The organism is Imperialibacter sp. (assembly GCF_040222385.1).
Lineage (GTDB): Bacteria > Bacteroidota > Bacteroidia > Cytophagales > Cyclobacteriaceae > Imperialibacter.
The window spans coordinates 583400-603747 of the sequence record NZ_JAVKDF010000035.1 but is presented as its reverse complement, the minus strand read 5'-3'; the positions used below and the strand labels follow the sequence as shown (position 1 = coordinate 603747).

Genomic DNA, 20348 nt, shown 5'->3' with positions numbered 1-20348 from the left:
CAGCGAAACTAAAAACCAACTAATTTAACCCAAAAGTGTTGAAATATCTGCCAAGCTTGCTCTCCACAAAGCGGATAATTGACATTACGGTTGTTGATTTACTTGTATTGAATGCTTTTTAATAGTAGCGACTACGGGGTCTTTCTGGTTCTGTTACTTGTGTTATATTACTTTACTCCAAAATCCTGGAGGTGGATACTGCTTTTAGGTGCAAGCGTATACTTTTACACTACCTGGAATTCATTCTTTCTTATTGTAGTAGGAGTATCAATTCTGATAGATTACATTTGTGGGCTTGCGATCTACAACTCAAAGCTACAGTGGCAAAGAAAAGCCTTATTTTGGTCAAGCATAGTTTCCAACATTGGCCTCCTTTTCTTTTTCAAATACCACAATTTCTTTGCTGAGAATATAAATACTGTATTCGGTGCATTGAACATAGCAATTTTGATTCCCAAAAATTCACTTCCTTTTCCCATAGGTATAAGCTTTTATACCTTTCAGACTCTCAGCCACACAATTGATGTTTACAAAGGCTTCAGAAAACCGGAGCGAAATTTAGGAGTGTTTTCTCTCTACGTATTGTTTTTCCCACAGATTTTAGCGGGCCCAATCGAAAGATCGAAGAATCTTTTGCCACAATTGAATACCCTAAGTCTTTTAAACTCTGAGAACGTCACCGCTGGCGCACGGCTTATCCTTTGGGGGCTATTTAAAAAAATGGTAGTTGGAGACCGGATCGGGGAGCTGGTGGATTTGGTTTATGGGAGCCCTGAAACGTACAAAGGGTTGCCGCTTATGATCGGCTCCTGTCTTTTTACCGTTCAGATTTTTTGCGACTTCTCTGGCTATAGCGACATGGCAATTGGCTCGGCCAGGCTTTTTGGAGTTAAGCTTTCGAAGAACTTTGACAATCGAGTGTATTTCGCCAACTCTAAAGCAAATTTTTGGAAGGGGTGGCATATTACGCTTAGTGACTGGTTTAGAGATTATCTTTTCTTTGCTGTTTTGGGAAAAGGAAGGACGCAAATTCGCTTTTACCTGAGCCTGCTTTTCGTATTTTTTATCACCGGGTTGTGGCACGGAGCAAATTGGGGCTTCGTGATTTGGGGAACGCTGAACGGCGTATGGATAGCAACTGAACGCCTCACCTACAAATGGCGATTTAAACAATTTGATAGATTTGGATTGCTTCGGTTTCCAGGAGTGTTCAACTTCTTCTGTATAGCTTTCATTTTTTTGACTACTTCTTTTACAGCCATGTGGTTTAAATCCGAGTCGTGGGAGGCTGGTGTTAAAATATTGCGATATAGCCTGGATTGGAGCAATATTGGAAAAAGTCCACTTACGATCAAGGAGGTTCAAGAAATTGGATTTTGTGTGGCTGCCTTTGTTTTAATGGACATTATTAATGTGAGCATGAAGCTGAATGATTTTGGCGAATGGGTTGCCAAAAAGTCCTTTCTTCTTCGATGGGCAATTTACATTGTGCTTGTTGAGGCAATACTCAACTTTGGGATTGTCAGCAACGAGTTTTATTATTTTAAATTTTAGAATGAAAAAGGCCGTTCTTAAAGCGCTTCTGTTTGTAGTAATTTTGGTTGTGATACGGCAAGTCATAAGTACCTTGTTCCCTTTGGAGGACCGGCAATCGGCACTCAATGGAAAAAGGACATTACTGAGTACAAACAAGAGCTTTAACACCGTCATTCTGGGCTCAAGCAGAGTTGAGAGAGGTGTTGACCCTTTCATAGTCGACTCCATGACGGCCCGCCATCATTTGAAATCTTTAAACCTTGGATTTCAAAGCCTTACTTTTCCTTATATCAACGATATTTCAAATCAGATTGTGACAGAGAGAGGAGCCGATTATTTACTGGTGGAGCTGACGGGCCCAGGCCTGGACTTTGGAAATATGGGCCCTTGGTTTGAGTTGATGAGATCGAATACCACGGAAAATTCATTTTCTGATATTTTATTCTTGGCGCAACAGATGGCAACAAGTTTGAAAGGGGTACTGAGTACTCGCCTGAACATAGTCAATTTTGCAGGCAGATATCATTCACATAAAGGGCTACGACAAAACGGATACTTACCATACCCCGATAACCTGAGGGACGAGGAGAAACTGCCAAATCTTATAAACTCCAGGTTGACATTAGATGTGCATTCGGGGAATTATGCGCAGCGGAAGTTGCAAAGCAAATACCATTTGGAAGAAACAATCGACAAGGCAAATGACAACGGAATTAGAATTATTTATATTCTACCACCATTAATCAAAGATGAAGACGAGGCGACTTTTATATATGAGGCTTTCTATGAGCTCCCGGAGGAGTGTAGACTGAATGTTTATTCAGCAGAGTTTATCGAATTGATAATGGACAGCACCAAAAGAAAAAATTATTTTCACCTTAACAACGAAGGAGCTGTTCTATATTCTCAAATCCTTGGAGAAAAACTTAACGAGCACCTCTCTAAATGGCCGGATGATAAAAAGCGTGGCAATTAGCAACCGGTTCTGGTGATATGAAATTTTGGACAGCTTTTCTGCCTTGGTTTCTATTGTTCCAACCGCCTCACAAAAACCCACTTGAGTTTTCAACTAATTCAAATATCTTATACCTGATTTTGTGACGTTGGGCGGAGGCGATTGTACCAAACTTAACCTACTCAGCTTTTATGAGAGCTTGCCTACTATTGCTGCTAAGTGTTCTTTTTGTGGCTTCCTGTGGTGAAACTAAAAAAGAAGAACCCTACGATCCTGATTCCTTCATCAACCCAGAGCTTTTCAAGGACCATATCCGAACCACCGATTTCCAAACTGCCGAGGAAGAAATAAAAGGCTTCCACCTTCCGCCCGGGTTTGAAATCAATCTTTATGCCTCCGAGCCAGACATAACCAAACCCATCAACATGGAGTTTGATGACCAGGGCCGGCTGTGGGTAACCCATTCCATCGAGTATCCTAACGAGGCCTCTACAGGTTCCGGGCAAGACAAGATCACTATTCTTGAAGATACCAATGGCGACGGGAAGGCAGATAAATTCACAGATTTCGCCAGCGACCTGAACATACCCATTGGCATTATGCCTGTGAAAGGCGGAGCCATTGCCTATAGCATTCCAAACATTTACTACTTCGAAGACAAAGACGGAGATGATAAGTACGACGAAAAAAGAGTCCTTGTAGGCCCGTTCGATCACGTGGATACCCATGGCATGATCAACAATTTCATGAGGGGGCTGGATGGCTGGATTCACTCGGACCATGGTTTCAGGAATGACTCAAGAGTATCGGGTGCCGACAAAGACTCAATCAGTATGACCTCCGGCAATACGTTTCGGTTTCGGATCGATGGTAGCCGGGTAGAACAAACCACGTTTGGTCGGGTGAACCCCTTCGGTTATGCAGTAGATGACTTTGGATACTTGTACTCTGCTGACTGTCACACCATGCCGATCTATCAGATCATCAGTCAGGGTGACTATCCACACTTTGGTAAAAAAGCCCCAGGACTGGGCTTTGGCCCACAAATGATGAACTACCAAATTGGCTCGACGGCACTTTCCGGCTTGGACTACTATAACGGTGACGCATTTCCTGAAGAATACAGAAACAGCTTTTATTCTGGTGATGTGGTGGCTTGTAGAGTGAGTAGGAATACCATTTCTTACAATGGATCGACGCCAGTGGCTACTCTTCAAAAAGACTTTTTGGTGAGTGAAGACCCATGGTTCCGCCCGGTGGATGTAAAAATTGGGCCGGATGGCGCCTTGTATATTGCGGATTTTTATAATCGCATCATTGGCCATTACGAAGTGCCGCTTGATCACCCTGGCCGGGACAGGAAGAGTGGTCGCATCTGGCGCATTACTTACAAAGGCGAGGCCACCAAGCCAGTCGACTGGTCGAAAGCCAGCGTCGACAAACTGATCGAAGGCCTTGGTCAGAGTACTTTCACTCAACGCATGATGGCCTCTAACAGGCTTGTGGACTACAAGGCGAGAGAGGCTGTTGAACCACTGAAGTCGCTGCTTGCCGACAGCAAGGCCTCTTCCAAACAAAAAGCACATGCTATGTGGGTGCTGCAAAGGCTGGGAGCTTTATCAGATGATGAATTGAAAGGAGCTGCCACAGGACCCGACCAGGAAGTACGGGTGCATGCCTACCGTATACTGACAGAATATGCATCGTTGAGTGACGATATGAGAGGGCTGGCTTTGGAAGGTCTGAAGCATAATGATCCACATACGCAAAGGGCGTCAGCAGATGTTTTTGTAAGACATCGCCATTCTGCCAATATCAAACCTCTGGTAACCGCTGCTCTGGCAGTGCCTGCGACCGATACACACCTCCATTACACCCTGATGATTGGCCTTCGTGATCATTTGAAAAACTCTGAGATCCTGGCTGCTACTGTATCACAAACCTGGAGCGAAGCGGAAACAAAAGTACTGATGGACGCCATGACCGACGTGCCTTCTGCCACCGCCTCCAGTTTCATCTACGACAACATTAAAAAATACGACGCCCCACACGATCGCATGGTAGTGTATCTACAGCATGTGGGCCGTTTCATTCCTGAGGCCCAGCTCACCTCGGCGATCGATTTCATCAGAGAGAAATTCAAAGGGGATGCCGCAGGGCAATATACGTTGTACAATACGATCCAAACGGGTATTGGTCAGCGGGGTGGTTCTGCCAATGCCAAACAAATGACTGACTGGGCGGCCAGCTTTGCCGGCGACTTCCTGAAAAGTCTGGAGACAAAGCCACAGCTGGTAGCAGATCAACCGTCTGCACATGCTGATGAGGAATACGAATACTTTGAAGAGATTTCTCAGCGCCAGGTGTTTGCTGCGAACATTGCCAGCCAAAATAAACTGACAAGCTACGAGCAAGGGCTTCGTGATCTGTTGAATGCTTCCTGGGCGAAGAGCAGACCAAGAGCCGCCGCCGCAAAAGCTTTGCTCGATATCAATGGTAAAGGCAATATCGATTTGGTTGAAGCAAAACTGACCAGCATAGACGAGGAGCCTGCTTTCAGAGAGGAGCTGGCCAGAACCATCGGAACATCTTCTTATAGTGGAGTGGCAACGCTGCTCAATAAATCTTTGAAAGATGCACCCAGCGGCTTGCAGGTGGCCATCGCTTCGGTATTTGTAAATTCTGCCGAAGGCCGTGCAAGTCTTTTGAAAGCAGCAAAGGATGGTTTCATTCCGCCCCGCACACTGATGGACAGAAGAGTGAATGAGCAGCTGCTATCAAAGCTCACTGTTGCTCAGAAGAAAGAATACGATGCGCTGACTTCCGGACTTGAGTCGGTACTGGAGGAAAGACAAAAGCTGATTGATACAAGATTGGCTCGGTTCGACCCAAAGCCTGATGCAGAGTTGGGTAAAGCAGTATTTATGAACAACTGTAACGTCTGCCACCAAATCAACAACGATGGTGGGGTAATTGGACCGCAGCTCGATGGCATTGGTAACTGGGGTCGAAGGGCCCTGGCTGAAAAGATCCTCGACCCGAACCGGAACATTTCGCAGGCTTTCAAAACATATAGTATTACATTGAATGATGGCAAGGTGTTGAGCGGCTTATTCAGAAGAGATGAAGGAGAGCTGGAGGTATATGCCAACAACGCCGGCCAGGAATTTACGGTGAGCAAGAAAGACATCAAAGAGAAAAAGGCATCACAATACACCCTAATGCCCGACACTTTCGGCGAGTCCATTAGCGAAACAGACTTTGACGCTTTGCTTGGTTATTTGCTCAGTCAGAAGTAGGTGCCGGTCTGTCAGGTGACAGCCCTGGGGATTTTTGATTGATCGGTGATTTTGTGACAGATTTTCGTTTCGAGCAGCGCCCGCCCGGGAGGGTAGGGGGAAGAATTGGTGGGCGGATGAGCATAAAGGCCAGTGCGTTTAATTCTTCAACGACTTTTGCTTACTTTTTGTCTGTAAAAAGTAAGAGCCCACCCGGCTTGAGGGTGATCATCCTTATAGAATGAAACTATTGATAATATGAAGCCATTTAAAAGAGTTGCGATTCCTTTCTTCGTTTTATTAGTATCGGCACAATCTTACGCCCAACTCATGAAAAACCACGTCGTCGCCGACGACATCCCCTTCAAAAAAACTATCCTCTTTGACAAATTTGTCTCTGAAGGGGTAGCCGTCGGCGATGTCAACAACGACGGCCTCACCGACATCATGGCTGGGCCCTTCTGGTTCGAAGCACCCAACTGGACCCGTCACGAAATCTACGAGCCCAAGCTCTATGTGGCCGAGAAGGAATGGAGCAACTCTATGCTCAACTTCTCTCTCGACGTGAATCAGGACGGCTGGATTGATTTCATTCGGGTCGATTTCCCTGGAAAGGCGGTGTACTGGCACGAAAATCCTCAAGGCAAGGAAGGCTACTGGAAAGAATACATGATCCACGAAACTGTGGGCAACGAATCACCTGGGTTTTATGACATGGATGGCGACGGCCGAAAGGACATCCTATGCGGCGATGTGACCAACAAACAAATGATCTGGCTAAAGTCGCCCAGCAAAAAAGGTGATACTCAGTGGAAGAAATATACGATCAGCTTGCCCGGCACGCCCGGTTCTGAAAACTTCTCTCATGGTCTTGGCCATGCCGACGTGAATGGAGACGGTCGCAAAGACGTGGTCATCAGAGAAGGTTGGTGGGAAGCGCCCAGCGATGTTACGCAGGCAGCCTGGTTTTGGCATCCATCCAATCTTGGAGAGCCTTGTTCCCATATGTATACTTATGACTTTACGCAAGATGGTCACTTGGATGTTTTCTCTGCTTCTGCCCACGAAAGAGGGGTCTGGTGGTATGAGAATGAAGGGGATGGTAGCAATCAGAAGTTCACCCGACATCTGATTACTGACGAGATGTCGGAGACCCACGCTGTGGCATTTGTAGATGTGAATGGTGACGGCAAAAAGGACTTTGTTACCGGCAAACGCTACTACGCCCACATGCGCCAGGGCACAGGCGCTTTGGAACCTGCTTACCTTTACTGGTTCGAGTATGTGCCAGGCGAAGAGCCCAAATGGATTGCCCATCAAATCGACGACAACTCAGGTGTGGGCCTGAACGTGGTAGCCGAAGACATCAACAAAGACGGCCTGACGGACGTGGTGATTGCGAATAAGAAGGGGATTTTTGTATTTGAGCAGGGGAAATAGCGATGCGTTCTGAATGTTGATTCTTTTATCTAGCTACTTTGGTTAATGAATATTGCTACTGGCTTTGCAATAATTGTGATAATGGCTCTTGCGGTAGGGTTACTCTATTGGGCGACAAGACAACAACTTAGGCTAAGTAGAAGAATTGATCAGCATATTATCGATCAGGCGGCATCCAGGGGATTGGTAGTTGAGGACTTTCGATATGCTGGCGGTTCAGATTGGAAAGACTCCCCTTTTCCAGACAGAATCCGCATTGGCATAGTTGGATTCTATGGCGTTCCTAGTCGAGAAGAGTATGTCAGAATACTTGATTGTAAAACTCCTATTGGGAAGAAGACTTTTTGGGTGAAAGCTATTAAGAAAAGTAGAAGTGATTTTGCCTATGAATGGAGTGAGGTTTAATAAGCCTTGCTATAATCTCCAAAGGATTATGGTGCTCACTCTTACTGCGGCTACCACCATCTCTCAATGGGGCCAACTTTTAAACTACAGCCTCTTCACCCTAATATTCTTATAATAGACCCTTTGCCCATGGTGCTGAAACATGATATGGCCTTCTTTGTCTGAGCCATAACCAGGGTTGTTTGAAAACTTACTTTCCGCCAGCAGCTTTGTCATTTCAGGGCTTCCGATTTCAAACTCCAGCACTTTGGCACCGTTGAGCCAGTGCTCCACATGTCCGTTGTTGTGGATGAGTCTTGCCTGGTTGAAGTCACCGATGGGCTTAAGTTTTTTATTTGTGGGCTTAATCAGGTCGTAAAGCGATCCGGCCGATCTTACCGCTGCGGTATCGTTGAAATAGATGTCGTCCAATACCTGAATTTCAAAGTTATCCAGCCAGTTGGGGCTGTTGCCATTGCCAGCTTCCATGCTTAGGTTCTCCTGCATATGAAAGAAGACACCTGAGTTGGCTGCGGTGTCCACCGCCCATTCGTATTCAAGCTCAAAGTTTCTGTAGCGGCCTTTGGTTAGCAGGTCACGGTTAGCCGTGTCTGGATTGGTGACCAGCATACCATTTTCAACCAGCCAGACACCTTCCGGAAATACATCTATTCCATAACCTCTCAACGAATCAGTCGATGTTCCATCAAAAAGAACCGCCCATTCATTTTCTGAGGCTTCGTTTTGTTCTGCTTTTTTGGGTTCAGTACAAGCTGCAATTAGAATGGCAGGCAATAGAAAAAGGAATAATTTCTTCATGATGGTTCTAAATTAAGGACAAGCTTTCTTAAAGATAACTACTTTTTCGGGCATTTGGCCCACCTTGGCCTGTCCCCTGACAGGCCTACGTCTTATAGCCTCCTCAGCGTCAACCCACCATCTGCCACAATCACTTGTCCGGTAGCATAGGGAATGCCTCCCGTTGCTAGCGAGGCCACAATCCTACCAATGTCTTCAGGCTGGCCCAGCCTTTTCTCTACTGTCAAGCCATTGGCAATGAGCTCTTCATATTTGCCTTTCACTTTACTGATCATGTCAGTTTCGATCACGCCAGGGCGTACTTCGTACACAGGAATCCCAGCTTCCCCCAGACGGGTAGCCAGCAGTTTGGTCATCATGCCCAGCCCCGCTTTGGCCATGCAATATTCCCCCCGGTTAATAGAGGCCACTTCCGCTGAAATGGAGGAGATGGTAATGATGCTTCCCTCAAATGTTGCTGATGCCGCCTTTTCTTTCAGCATTTGATTAGCAACCAGCTGCGAAAGAAAGAACGTACCCTTCAGGTTGATATCGAGCATGTAGTCGTAGTCTTCCTCGTCGATCTTAAGCACATCTTTGCGTACCCTTGGCGCCACACCGGCATTGTTGACCAATAGGTTCAGCTTGCGGAATCGGGTCAGGGTTTGAAAGACCATTTTTTCCCGGTCTTCTTTCACTCCCAAATTGCTCTGAACATAGGCCACTTTCGCTCCGAGCTTTTCCAGCTCCTGTACAACCGGCTGAATATCCGCTTCTGGCCGCATTCCATTCAGCATCAGGTCGTAGCCAGCTGCCGCCAGGGCTTTTCCTATACCAAGGCCAATGCCCCTTGTTCCGCCGGTAATCAATGCTACTTTTCTGTCGGCCATATCACAGTTCTTTCTTGATTTCTTTGATCAGCTTGGCTTCTTCCATTTGCTTGTAGTAAGGATCCAAGGGGAAGCATCCTGAGATCATGCCATTGCGAGGCCCGGTAGTGCAGTCGGAGAAAGTGCGGCAGATTTTCGCCCTTTTCATCCCCTCACCTGACAATACATCTGCCGGCATTTCCGGGTAGGAGATTACCATGCGTCCAATGCCGACAAAATCTACATCTCCATTTTTCAGGACGGCTTGCCCTACGTTGGGCAGCCATTCCTGTAGGTAGGAATACCCTGACCCAACTATAGCGAGGTTGGGAAAATCCTTTTTCAGCGCCGCAACTACCTCCAGGTGACGAGCAACGCCTACCAAAGGATCTTCTGGCGGTAGGTACCCGTCGGAAGGAGGGAAAAGAGCAGGCCTGGTTACGTGGGGATTGTAATAAGGGCTGCCAGCAGTGATGCAAAGCAGTTCGATGTCGAGCTCCTCCAGCAAATGCAGAAACTTTTTGGTTTCTGTCAGGTCGTAGCTAAGGCCCGATTTCTCACCGCCAAAGGCATAGTTATAGTTGCCTGTTACTTCGTAAGGCTCGCCCACTTTGTCTTCGGCTTGTGTAAAGGGCAACAAATCAATAGCGCTCAATCTCACGCCAATTTCTAACCCGGGAGCTGCTTTTCTGATGCCTTCTACAATCGAGGTAAGAAAGCGGGTTCTGTTTTCGAAGGAGCCGCCGTATTTGCCTCCCCTGTCAATGGCGCTTAGAAACTCGTGACCTAAATAGCCATGACAATGTTTGATGTCTACAAAATGGAACCCCGCCTTTTGTGCCAGCACAGCCGCCTGGATAAAGTCCTCAATGAGGCTGTCAATGTCCTCGTCGCTCATTACCGGATAATCGTCGCCAAGTCCGAATTTCTTGTTCAGAACTGGGTGGGCGTAGAGTATTTTTGGCTGTAGCTTTTTCTTGTCGAAAGGTTTGCAAAACCTGCCAGAGTGGGTCAGCTGCAGGCCGATAACCAGGTCGTCGGCGCTGCCAAACTGCTCCTGATGATCTTTGACCAACGACTCGTAAAGGCCGACGAACTCTGGAAAGGTATCCTCGTTGATCATCAACTGATTGGGGTTGGCCCTGCCTTCAGGGTGCACAGCCACCGCCTCGCAGCCCCATAGGAGTTTAGCACCACTGATGGCGAAATGATGCCAGCGTCGTTTGGTGTGCTCCGAAGGCCTTCCGTCTGTAGTGCCATCCCAGCCTTCCATGGGCAGGATGCAAAAGCGGTTGCCGATGGTTCTCCCCGAATTCAGCGAATAGGGTTGGCCGTATGGAGAATTGGTAGTGGCCAATTCGGCATCAAATGGAATGTATGCGCCAATTTCTCCCAGGTAGTTGGCAAGGTCTTCGGCAGTTTTGAGCTGCGCTACTCTTTTAAATACCGGTCTGCTTTTCGTAGCCATTGATCTTAAGCCATTAATCCATTAAAAAACGTGTAATACTCTTCACCTTTCAGCTGTTTGGTCAGGTACAGGGCCAATTCCCTGGCATGATAATCCCCCCACATGCTCGACTCGCCACAAGGCACCTTTTGTCCTGTTGGCACGTGATCCCAATTATTAGGGCGATGGTAAACTGAGTGAAGTGTCAAGCCCTGATGGGCTGGATCAGTTGAAAGATACGGCTCACTCAACAGCGAGTGGGCGGCGGTAAGTCCCGCCTGGGTATATTTTGGTTCGTTCAGGTACTTGCCAAGCCTCAGGAGCCCTTGTGCGCCAATGGCGGCTGCGGAGCTGTCTACCGGCTCGTGGGCATTAAAAGGATCGGTAGGTTTTGACAGGTAATCGCCCATGTGTACCAGGCCAGGTGCTCCGGTATCCCAGTAAGGAATGCCATCCGTACATGAATTCTCAATATAGAAATCGCAGGTGGCTTTGGCTGCCTTTAGCATCAAATCCATCAAATCCTTTTTAGATATAACTCCTTCCAGTGCCGACTCGGGTACTTTTTCAAAGAATTCAATCTCTTCTGGAAAACCGCACATAGCCCAGGCCAGTCCACGTGTCCAGGTGCTCATGCCGGTGTAGCCTTGCTGTGTGCTCACGCTGCGGAAATTACCGTCGTTGGTATTGAAAATACTTTCGTGGGCCGTGCGTCCCCAAAGGTCATACAAGTCACGACCTTCGCCATAAAACACAGAATAGTTGGCGGTGGAGATCAGGTGCTGTACGGTCCTCTTAAGCAAGCTGATTTTCTCATCGTTTTCCGCCATCAGCGAATGACCCAGTGCGTGGCTCATCATCAGTATCCGGCACGAACGAACTGTATCGACGAATAATGAGTGTGGCCCATTAAAAGAATAAATAAAGCCCCCATTTTTGGTGTTGGTCCATCGCATGGCCTGCACAGCCCCGCTTACTTTGATGGCCAGCTCATAGAAGTTCTTTTCCCACTCATTGTGGTTGGTTTTCCCTTCGTGCATCAGCCTGAGCAGGTTGCCGTAGGTGCTGATGTTATTAAAACCGTGGTCGTGTACGCCTTTATGGGTAAGGTGTGGCGCCATTTTTTCCACCGTATTTTTTCTGCCTATTTCCAGAAATTGCTTTTCGCCAGTAGCATCAAACTGTAGCAACGCCGATCCAAACTGGAAGCCCTGCGTCCATTCCGTCCAGCCACGGGTGGTGTATTTGCCTTCTACCGTAAAAACTGGTGTACCAGCTTGCCCATCATACTGTTTTTCAATCGCCAGGATTTTCTGACCTGACAAGTCCCAAAATTGATTCAGGCTTTTCTCCAAGTGTTCAACCTTCAGTTGGTTGTCTATTTTCATTTTGTTCGTGTATGTTTATTTAAAACGAAGCGCTGTTCAGTCTTTTCGCTCCCTAACGAAGATCCACTAATAGCGTGAGTGCACTTTCCTGCTGTGGCCTGCTTATTTTTTGTGCAAAGCCATTATCAAGACGCTCAAACCGCCATGCACCATGTACAGCACGATGTCGAAATTGAATCCGCCGATTTGTGCTGGTATCACTGAAACGATAGAAAGGATCACTGCCAGTAAAGCAAGCCCGCAAGTTGCCATGAGAATCTTTGGCGGGTTTTCAAAGATCACAGCGGCCAGTACCAGTGGTGCCATCACGGAAGTGCCGGTAAAACTTAGCCTGGCCAGCAACACGAGTTGGTCACTCATATAAATAGAGAAAACCAGCACTACTAATGAGAATACCAGCAGCGAGATTTTCGTATACCGCATCACTGTTTTGTCTTCTCCGGAAAGCAAAGACCGGAGCTCCGAGCCGAGTGCAAATATCTGTGCGTTGGTGGTCGACAGGCAGGCAGCGAACAGCCCAACCACTGCCAGGGCAGCTACAGGGTTAGCCTGGTCGAACAGCAGGGCCGACGAGAGAAACTCTGAAGTAGAAACGTCAGGGTATTTTAGTGCGCCATATAAGCCAATGAACGCCGTGGGAAGAATCACCAGAATAGCAAACAACCCGACGGCATATGTCATTTTGTGTACCGACTTCAGGTCTTTCATCACGATAAGTCTGGTAGTGAGTTGAGGTTGTGTCACGGGTATCATCACAATGGCTATAGCAGAGCCTATGAGAAACTGAGTGCTGAACAGACCCTTTGGGCCGGGTAGGGTAAGCAGGTCAGGATTCTGCGTGCCTACATTCGCCATCATTTGGCCAAGTCCTCCCGACATTTCCAGGCAGGCTAATCCAATGATCCAAATCACAACCAATAGCAAAATGCCTTGAATGGCATCGCTATAGACGATGGCTTTGAGGCCACCAATTTCTGCGTAGATCAGCATAATCACCACTGTACCTGCCGACCAGCCCCAGGAGGGAATGGCATCGGGAAAGGCGGCGTTGAGAAAGATAGAAATACCTCTGATTTGAATGGCCACATACGGAATAAGGAAAAGAAAGGCGGTTAGGAAGAATAGGTAGCCTGCCCAGGGAGAATGGTAGCACTTAACCAGAAGACCGGCAATGCCCTTGAAACCCTTGGTTTTGGCTAGTTTTCTCAGCTTGTAGCCAAACCAGATGATAAAGAAGACCATCACCGCATCCGAAAAAGCCAGGAAGATCCAGGCGCCTACCCCGTGGTTACGGAAAAAGTCGGGCATGCCCATGAACGTGAAGGCGCTGAAAAGGGCAGCGGCAAAGGTCATGAAACCCAGAAATGCGCCTATGGCAGAACCGGCCAGCATGAATTCGTCGGAAGTTCGGTTCTTTTGATAGGATTTAACAGAGGCCAGCACCAGCAGTCCAATGAAAATAATGAAGAAAATAATCAGCCAGGTGGTCATATCAGTCTTCTTTATGAGGGAAAACCCTGGTTCCAATAAATGTAAGAGCTACCAGCAGCGCTGTAATAAGGATGCTACTCCAGAATACGTAAGGCAGGGAGAGAAAAAACGGGTCGGCATAGCCGGGTTTGAAGACTACGCCAAAGCTCAGAAGAACAAGCAAAATGGCTGCGGCGACAACGACTCGCCAGGGGGTAAATGATTTCATCTGATAATAAGTAGGTTTAAAGCGGATGAAGATTGGCAAATAAAGGGGCTTTTGCAATTTGTACCGGGACAAAATTAAATTGACATTTCTTTTACAATTTATATAGAAATGATTTTATTTGTTTTACAATTCATATACTAATGGGTAAATCATACATAGGGGAATTTGAAGAACTGGTGCTGACCATTGTGGCCATCCTTCAGGAAGAGGCATACGGCAATGCCATCGTCACTGAAATAAAAAGCAAGGTGGGCAGGGAGGTGAACCTAAGTGCGGTGCACGTCACCCTGTACCGGCTGGAGGACAAGGGCTATGTGAAATCCGACATGGGAGGTGCCACCAACGAGAGAGGTGGTCGCCGTAAACGAATCTTTACTATCACAAATGCAGGTCTGGCTATTCTCAAAGACATGAAAGAGTCGAGAATGGATCTTTGGAAGTTGATACCACAATTGAATTTTGGATAAAAGAATGCCGGACAAGCAATCACATAAAGGTTTTGTAACTCGGTGGCTTCGCTTCCTTCGTCGGTTCTGTCCGCCTGACCTCTACGAAGGGATAGAAGGGGATTTACTGGAGCGGTTCGAAGCGGACCTTGAGTCGGTAGGGCCAAAGAGAGCCGGGTGGAGGTTGAAATGGAATGTGCTGCGGTTTTTCAGGCCGAGGATTTTGATGAGGAATAGTTTCACAAGCCGACTAAATAGTACTGGCATGATGGGCAACCACCTAAAGGTTTCTTACCGACAGTTGGTCAAAAGCAAAGCGTTCACTGTCGTTAACGTTTTAGGGCTGGCCCTCGGCATGTCAGCCGCTTTCATCATTTTTCAGTATGTCATCTACGAAAAGAGCTACGAAAGCCTGCATGGCAATAAGGATCAGATTTACCGGGTAACAACGGTCTGGAACCAGCAAATTGTGGATGGGGATGCTCGGGCAACCACAGTTCCGTGGTCGGGCCCCTCAGTAAAAGACGCTTTTCCTGAAGTGCTGGAGTATACTCGGTTTGCCCCTTTGAGCGTGTTTATTGGTGAATATTGGGCTGTTTATAATGATGTGAGCCTGGCGGATTTGGAGGTGTTTTTTACTGATCCCGGCTTCCTCAAAATGTTTTCTTTCAAGTTGCTTCAGGGCAATGAAGATTTGGCGCTGAATGACCCGTTTTCGATTGTTATTACTGCCTCAATGGCAACAAAGTTTTTTAAGAACGAAAGCCCAATGGGTAAACTCATTCGGATCGATTCACATGGGAACCTTGGCCCGGCCACCTTTGGAGAAAGCAATTTTAAGGTGACAGGCGTCATTCAGGATTCTCCTGATAATTCTCACATGAATTTCGACTTCCTCATTTCGTACAGCACAATTTTTCCCGGGCTGAGCAACGGGAGCACTTACTGGCACTGGGACTACACTTACACCTATCTGTTGATTCAGGAGGGAAGTAAAATTGCTGAACTCGAAAACAAAATATCGAAGCTTAGGGTGGCTCAGCATGGAGACGAAATGACCTATTTCAGCGATGCCATTGACTTCAGGTTGCAGCCCATCAGTGACATCCATTTGCATTCTGCTTTGAAAAATGAGCTCAAAGTCAATGGTGACGGCAATGGGGTTTTTCTCTTGCAGCTGGTAATGATAGGCATCCTACTTAGCGCCTATATCAACTATGTTAACTTGTCTACGGTAAAGGCTATCGAAAGGAGCCGTGAGATTGGCGTGAGGAAAATTATTGGTTCAACTCGTCGTCAATTGGTGGGCCAACTGTTGGTAGAATCTGCGTTGCTGAGTTTACTCGCCATCCTTGTGGCTATTCTCATTTCCGCAAGCAGTATCCTTTTTATAGACAATGCTTTTGGACTGAAGTGGCCTGCCTGGCAGAATGGCATTGTTACACCCTCATTGATCGTGTCTGCAATAGCCATTGTAGTAGCAGGCATATTGCTCTCGGTGGTATACCCTGTTTTGATTGTTACCCGCATCAAGGCGATAGAAGCCCTGAAAGGGGGTAGACAAGGTGCGGCAGGTTTAGGGAGAAAAATTGAGTTGAGAAAAGCGCTTATTGTGGTGCAATTTGTCTTCTGCGTTGCTTTTACTACTGGTACGTGGTCACTTTATCAGCAGCTTCGCTTCATGAAGGAGTATGATCTTGGCATGAACATGGATCAGGTGATCGTCGTAAAGGGATATGGCTTCCAGTCGCCAAAGGTTTATGAGAACTTCAAATCCAACCTGAAGGGGGTAAGCTTCATTGAGTCCGTCGGCTTTTCCTCGGCTGCCCCTGGCGACGAGATTAACTTGCTGGGCCTGAAAGCCAATGTAACTGTTGGCGATCAGACAGAGCCAAAGGAGCTAAAAATCGTCAGTATTGACGAGGATTTTTTTAACACCCTGGAGATTTCACTGCTGGCAGGTCGTTCATTTGATCCTGCGAACGTTGCAGACCAAAAGCCGGCCATTGTCAACGAATCAGCAGCCCGTTTTCTGGGTTTTGGAGACCCGATCGAAATCGTAGACAAGCCTTTGCACAATTTGCAGGAAGTAGACAGCAGAATTGTGGGGGTGATCAAAAATTACAACCAACTTTCTCTAAAAAACTCCTATGAGCCTATAGTGTATGTACCCTACAAAGAGTGGGACAGAACATGGAACAACAGGTTTTTCTTTGTAAAAATCCAGGGAGGTGCAACAGGCAATCGCTACCAGGAAGCTCTGGCTGAAATTGAAGCCGCATGGAAAGAAGCTGCACCAGAGCAACCCTTTCAATACTTCTTTCTCGACAGTCATTTTGAGAATAAGTACCAAGCCGAAACAGTATTCACCTCGCTGTTTCTTTTCTTCTCGCTCTTTGCAATCATCATCGCATGCCTGGGGCTATTTGGTCTGGTGGCTTACAGCACTATCCAGCGAACAAAAGAGATCGGGATCAGAAAGGTGCTTGGAGCGACAGTGGAGAATATTCTTGCTCTGCTTTCCAAAGACTTCTTTCGACTAATTTTGGTGGCTGCAGTGCTGGCTGTGCCAATAGTATGGCTCGGAATTGAGTCATGGCTTAATACTTATGCCTTTCGCATTGACGTTGACTTTTGGCTTTTCGTTGCTCCATTGCTGAGCGTTTTCGGGCTAGCCTTAGCGACAGTAGTTCTCCGGTCGTGGCGGGTAGCAGTTGATAACCCTGTAAACAGCCTCAGGCATGAATAACCCCTCTCCCACCTGGCTCCGCTTCCTCCACTGGTATTGCTCGGAACCCCTGGTAAAAGATGTTAAAAGTAGTCAGCCCTTTTCTAAAAATTCTCTTGGCGAGATAATGGGAATGTTTTTAAACGGACTAAGAACCTGTAAATCCGGATCGCCGGTAACAATACAATCTGCCTTTCCGGAAAGGGCGAGCTCGAGGTACATATCGTCTTTGGGGTCTCGGCAGACTTTTACTTTATGCGTTACAGGAAGTAAAGTAGCTAGCGACTCATATTCCTTTGTGAACTCAAGCCTTACCTCTATACTGGCATATTTATCGAATTTAGGCCGCATAGCTACGTTGATCAGTTCTGCAAGGACTGGGGTTGAGAGAAGGATGACATCGGATTGTTTGGCTTTGAGTAAAGCCTGTCCAGAAGTGGAGGTGTTATTTAAAAGTGCGCTGATTAACACATTGCAATCAAAAACGACCCTCATCTATTTTTCGTTGAGCAGCTGTTCAAGTATTTCAGGAGTCAGCCCATTTTTGCGTGCTTGTTCGCTCGCATCTTTCATGATTTCCTCCAGGCTTCTCTTTTTCCCAACAATAATATCCAGCGTTTCAGCAATAGCTTTTTTTTCAGCAACTGTCATTTGCTCCAGTTTTTCAGCCGTTGGGTCGCTTACCTCCAATGTTATTGTTTTCATGTGACAAATATACGTAAATCAAGCATGACAGACGTGAAAAAATCATTCTCTCTCCGCTTTCTCCGCTGGTTCTGTCCGTCTGATCTCTACGAAGGGATAGAAGGCGACTTGCTGGAGCAGTTTGAAACGGATATTGAGTCGGTAGGGCCAAAGAGAGCGGGGTGGAGGTTGAAATGGAATGTACTCCGGTTTTTCCGGCCGGGGATTTTGATGAGAAATACTTTTGAAAACAGACTAACGAACACTGGTATGCTAAGAAACTATATGACTATCGCATGGAGGAATATCATTCGATATCCAGGCCACACTACGCTGAATGTCCTGGGCTTGGCCCTCGGACTGGCTAGCTGTTTTCTGATTGGTCTATATGTTAGGTACGAGTTAAGCTTTGACGACTTTCACGTGAAGGGTGAGCATATATACAGGTATATTCCGCAGTTCGCAAAAGATGGAGAAATGACGCTTCAGGTACAGACTGCTGCCGGCATAGCCCCTCACCTCCAGGCTACGGTTCCCGAAGTTGAGCAAGCGGTTAGGTACACTGAATGGGAGGAGCAACCCTTCTTAAAATGGAAGGAAAAAGAACTCCCCGCAGCAACTCTATCTCTTGCAGACAGCAACTTCTTCCACATGTTTTCATTCCGGCTACAGGAGGGGAATTCGGCTGATATGTTGACTCGTCCCATGACCGTAGTCATCTCCAAAACTATTGCTAAAACTATTTTTGGAGGTGAATCTCCCATTGGACAGTTGATTACCTATGACAATAACCTGGAATTGGAAGTTACGGGCGTTTTCGAAGATGTTCCAGCCAATAGCCATCTTCAGTTTTCTTATCTGGTGTCTGTGGCATCACTGCCAAAACTTTACGGAGCTGACCAGACTGTGCTTTCCAGCATGGACAACTGGAATTTCTCCACCTACTTGTATGCGCCGTCGATTGTTGACTTGCCTGGTTTTGATCAGAGGGTAACAGAAGCAATGGTCACCAAAATGAAGGCACTGGGTACGTTTGGAGATGGTGAGGCCGCAGCTGCGCATTGGCTTCAACCGCTTACCGACATTCACTTCACTCAAGGAATAAGGGGAGATGGCCCTACATCAAATACCAGCCAAGTTTACATTTTCTCGGCTGTAGCCATTTTCATCATTCTCATTGCGTGTTTCAACTTCATGAACCTTTCCACGACCAGGGCGATAGGCCGGGCTAAGGAAGTGGGGATTAGAAAAGTAATGGGTGCAGTGAGGAGGCAGCTTATATTTCAGTTTTTGAGTGAGGCTTTTTTCATCGTCTTAATAGCTGGTGTCCTGAGCCTGCTTCTTTTCTGGCTGGCCGTTCCCTGGTTCAATGAAGCCCTGGGCTTGCGACTTACTTTTGAGATAGGCAATGACTGGCAATTTGTTGCCCAACTTCTGGGTATCATCGTTGCTACAGCGTTTGTGGCGGGCAGCTATCCATCTTTTTTCTTGTCGTCGTTCACTCCTTCTGCCACTCTTAGAGGAGGAAACCCAAAAGGTGGCAAGGCTGGCTTTCGAAACATATTGACTGTTATCCAATTTAGTATCTCAGTATTTCTGCTTATCGGAACGCTGGTTATCAGCAGCCAGCTGTCTTATATGAAAGAAGCTAAAATGGGCTACGAAAAGGATCTGGTGGTTCATTTTCAACTAACGGATGATTTGGAGGGAGAGAAATTTGAAAGCTTTAAGAATGCACTATTAAATCATCATGGAATTGCTGCTGTTAGCAGAGGAAGTGATGTGCCTGGAAATATCACTGGCCATAATATTTTTGAAGTTCAGGTGGGGGAAGAAAAACGAATCAAAGCATTTACTTACATCACGGCCGACTATGGTTACCTCGATGCTCTCGGAATCGAGGTAGTTGAAGGCAGGCAATTTTCCAGAGAGTTCCCAACAGACGAAACTCAGGGCTATTTGGTCAATGAGACCCTGGTTAAATTTTTAGGGCTCGACAAACAGCCTGGCAGGGTCGCTGGCACTCCCATGCGCTGGTTGTATTCCAACTCCCAGGAGGGCAATATAATCGGGGTCGTCAAAGACTTTCATGCCCGGTCGCTCCAAAACAAGATTGAGCCGATGGCGATATGGTTTAGCGAAGGAGGATCTATCGGCGTATTGAAGCTCAATGGCAACGACGTTTCAGGTGCTTTGGCTGCTTTGGAACAGGAGTGGGGCAGGTCGGCTTCAGGCTATCCGCTGAATTATACTTTTCTCGACGAGTCGTTGGGCAGGATGTATTTGGCTGAAGAGAAATCCATGACGCTAGCAGGGGCTTTCTCTATTTTGGCCATCTTTATTTCTTGTATGGGCCTCATTGGTCTGGTGTCGTATGTGGCCGAACAGCGGAAGAAAGAAATTGGTATTCGTAAGGTGCTTGGTGCATCAATGGTCGGCATTGTCACCCTTTTTTCGTGGCGGTTTATTCGACTTGTTGTGGTGGCTGCGGCCGTCACGGTTCCTCTGTCCGTATTGGCCGTGGACGAGTGGCTGGCCAACTTTGCCTATGCGGCGCAGCTTCAGTTGTGGGTGTATGGTATTCCCATATTGATTGTGTTGCTAATTACTGTTGCTGTCGCTGCAGGCTTCACGATAAAGGCCGCCAAAGCAAACCCGGTTGATTGCCTGCGGAACGAATAACAGAGCATTCTGGC

16 protein-coding genes are annotated in these 20348 nt (G+C 47.0%); 8 read left to right on the top strand and 8 right to left on the bottom strand.

The window, feature by feature from the left end:
* Positions 1–111 precede the first annotated feature (111 nt).
* From RIG68_RS18495 to RIG68_RS18475, 5 genes are all read left to right on the top strand, one after another.
* Positions 112–1554 carry an MBOAT family O-acyltransferase gene (locus RIG68_RS18495; RefSeq protein WP_350125567.1) on the top strand — a complete coding sequence of 481 codons (1443 nt, stop codon included), beginning with the start codon at positions 112–114 and terminating at the stop codon, positions 1552–1554.
* Entirely contained in the window at positions 1514–2512 is a 999-nt protein-coding gene (locus tag RIG68_RS18490) for a hypothetical protein (protein WP_350125564.1), read from the top strand. Before RIG68_RS18495 ends, RIG68_RS18490 begins: the two co-directional genes overlap by 41 nt.
* Positions 2513–2682: 170 nt before the next feature.
* On the top strand, positions 2683–5790 hold the full coding sequence (locus RIG68_RS18485) for a PVC-type heme-binding CxxCH protein (protein ID WP_350125561.1): 3108 nt from the start codon (positions 2683–2685) through the stop codon (positions 5788–5790).
* 237 nt (positions 5791–6027) lie between these two features.
* Positions 6028–7209 carry an FG-GAP repeat domain-containing protein gene (locus RIG68_RS18480; protein WP_350125558.1) on the top strand — a complete coding sequence of 394 codons (1182 nt, stop codon included), beginning with the start codon at positions 6028–6030 and terminating at the stop codon, positions 7207–7209.
* 45 nt (positions 7210–7254) lie between these two features.
* Complete coding sequence (locus RIG68_RS18475) at positions 7255–7614, top strand: hypothetical protein (RefSeq protein WP_350125555.1); 360 nt, start codon at positions 7255–7257, stop codon at positions 7612–7614.
* Positions 7615–7698: 84 nt separating this feature from the next.
* On the opposite strand, the gene RIG68_RS18470 is transcribed toward RIG68_RS18475, so the two are convergent.
* The 6 genes from RIG68_RS18470 to RIG68_RS18445 form a co-directional block, all read right to left on the bottom strand.
* Positions 7699–8412: a 3-keto-disaccharide hydrolase gene (locus RIG68_RS18470; RefSeq protein WP_350125552.1), complete on the bottom strand. Its 714-nt coding sequence runs from the start codon at positions 8410–8412 to the stop codon at positions 7699–7701.
* Positions 8413–8504: 92 nt separating this feature from the next.
* Positions 8505–9281: a 3-ketoacyl-ACP reductase gene (locus RIG68_RS18465; protein WP_350125549.1), complete on the bottom strand. Its 777-nt coding sequence runs from the start codon at positions 9279–9281 to the stop codon at positions 8505–8507.
* 1 nt (position 9282) lies between these two features.
* Entirely contained in the window at positions 9283–10728 is a 1446-nt protein-coding gene (locus RIG68_RS18460) for an oxidoreductase (RefSeq protein WP_350125546.1), read from the bottom strand.
* Between the two features lie 5 nt (positions 10729–10733).
* Positions 10734–12095 carry a glycosyl hydrolase gene (locus RIG68_RS18455; RefSeq protein WP_350125543.1) on the bottom strand — a complete coding sequence of 454 codons (1362 nt, stop codon included), beginning with the start codon at positions 12093–12095 and terminating at the stop codon, positions 10734–10736.
* A 102-nt stretch (positions 12096–12197) separates the two neighbouring features.
* Positions 12198–13586 carry a sodium:solute symporter family transporter gene (locus RIG68_RS18450; protein ID WP_350125540.1) on the bottom strand — a complete coding sequence of 463 codons (1389 nt, stop codon included), beginning with the start codon at positions 13584–13586 and terminating at the stop codon, positions 12198–12200.
* Position 13587: 1 nt separating this feature from the next.
* Complete coding sequence (locus tag RIG68_RS18445) at positions 13588–13794, bottom strand: hypothetical protein (protein ID WP_350125537.1); 207 nt, start codon at positions 13792–13794, stop codon at positions 13588–13590.
* Between the two features lie 140 nt (positions 13795–13934).
* Here RIG68_RS18445 and RIG68_RS18440 point away from each other — a divergent pair, with 140 nt between their 5' ends.
* Both RIG68_RS18440 and RIG68_RS18435 read left to right on the top strand, forming a co-directional pair.
* Positions 13935–14261: a PadR family transcriptional regulator gene (locus RIG68_RS18440; RefSeq protein ID WP_350094585.1), complete on the top strand. Its 327-nt coding sequence runs from the start codon at positions 13935–13937 to the stop codon at positions 14259–14261.
* Between the two features lie 4 nt (positions 14262–14265).
* The gene (locus tag RIG68_RS18435; protein ID WP_350125533.1) at positions 14266–16989 is read left to right on the top strand and encodes an ABC transporter permease; all 2724 of its coding nucleotides are present in this window, start codon (positions 14266–14268) and stop codon (positions 16987–16989) included.
* 72 nt (positions 16990–17061) lie between these two features.
* Here the strand turns inward: RIG68_RS18435 and RIG68_RS18430 are convergent, their stop codons facing one another.
* Positions 17062–17463, bottom strand: a complete 402-nt coding sequence (locus tag RIG68_RS18430; RefSeq protein ID WP_350119875.1) for a putative toxin-antitoxin system toxin component, PIN family — start codon at positions 17461–17463, stop codon at positions 17062–17064.
* Positions 17464–17673, bottom strand: coding sequence for a hypothetical protein (locus RIG68_RS18425; protein WP_350074412.1), 210 nt, complete (start codon positions 17671–17673; stop codon positions 17464–17466). It lies immediately after the preceding gene.
* A 24-nt stretch (positions 17674–17697) separates the two neighbouring features.
* Here RIG68_RS18425 and RIG68_RS18420 point away from each other — a divergent pair, with 24 nt between their 5' ends.
* Positions 17698–20334, top strand: a complete 2637-nt coding sequence (locus tag RIG68_RS18420; RefSeq protein WP_350125529.1) for an ABC transporter permease — start codon at positions 17698–17700, stop codon at positions 20332–20334.
* The last annotated feature ends 14 nt before the right edge of the window (positions 20335–20348 follow it).

Bases quoted from the DNA above. Each gene is read 5' to 3' on its own strand.
- RIG68_RS18495 (WP_350125567.1), top strand. From the start codon at position 112: ATGCTTTTTAATAGTAGCGACTACGGGGTCTTTCTGGTTCTGTTACTT.
- RIG68_RS18485 (WP_350125561.1), top strand. From the start codon at position 2,683: ATGAGAGCTTGCCTACTATTGCTGCTAAGTGTTCTTTTTGTGGCTTCC.
- RIG68_RS18480 (WP_350125558.1), top strand. From the start codon at position 6,028: ATGAAGCCATTTAAAAGAGTTGCGATTCCTTTCTTCGTTTTATTAGTA.
- RIG68_RS18475 (WP_350125555.1), top strand. From the start codon at position 7,255: ATGAATATTGCTACTGGCTTTGCAATAATTGTGATAATGGCTCTTGCG.
- RIG68_RS18470 (WP_350125552.1), bottom strand. From the start codon at position 8,412: ATGAAGAAATTATTCCTTTTTCTATTGCCTGCCATTCTAATTGCAGCT.
- RIG68_RS18465 (WP_350125549.1), bottom strand. From the start codon at position 9,281: ATGGCCGACAGAAAAGTAGCATTGATTACCGGCGGAACAAGGGGCATT.
- RIG68_RS18460 (WP_350125546.1), bottom strand. From the start codon at position 10,728: ATGGCTACGAAAAGCAGACCGGTATTTAAAAGAGTAGCGCAGCTCAAA.
- RIG68_RS18455 (WP_350125543.1), bottom strand. From the start codon at position 12,095: ATGAAAATAGACAACCAACTGAAGGTTGAACACTTGGAGAAAAGCCTG.
- RIG68_RS18450 (WP_350125540.1), bottom strand. From the start codon at position 13,586: ATGACCACCTGGCTGATTATTTTCTTCATTATTTTCATTGGACTGCTG.
- RIG68_RS18445 (WP_350125537.1), bottom strand. From the start codon at position 13,794: ATGAAATCATTTACCCCCTGGCGAGTCGTTGTCGCCGCAGCCATTTTG.
- RIG68_RS18440 (WP_350094585.1), top strand. From the start codon at position 13,935: ATGGGTAAATCATACATAGGGGAATTTGAAGAACTGGTGCTGACCATT.
- RIG68_RS18435 (WP_350125533.1), top strand. From the start codon at position 14,266: ATGCCGGACAAGCAATCACATAAAGGTTTTGTAACTCGGTGGCTTCGC.
- RIG68_RS18430 (WP_350119875.1), bottom strand. From the start codon at position 17,463: ATGAGGGTCGTTTTTGATTGCAATGTGTTAATCAGCGCACTTTTAAAT.
- RIG68_RS18425 (WP_350074412.1), bottom strand. From the start codon at position 17,673: ATGAAAACAATAACATTGGAGGTAAGCGACCCAACGGCTGAAAAACTG.
- RIG68_RS18420 (WP_350125529.1), top strand. From the start codon at position 17,698: ATGACAGACGTGAAAAAATCATTCTCTCTCCGCTTTCTCCGCTGGTTC.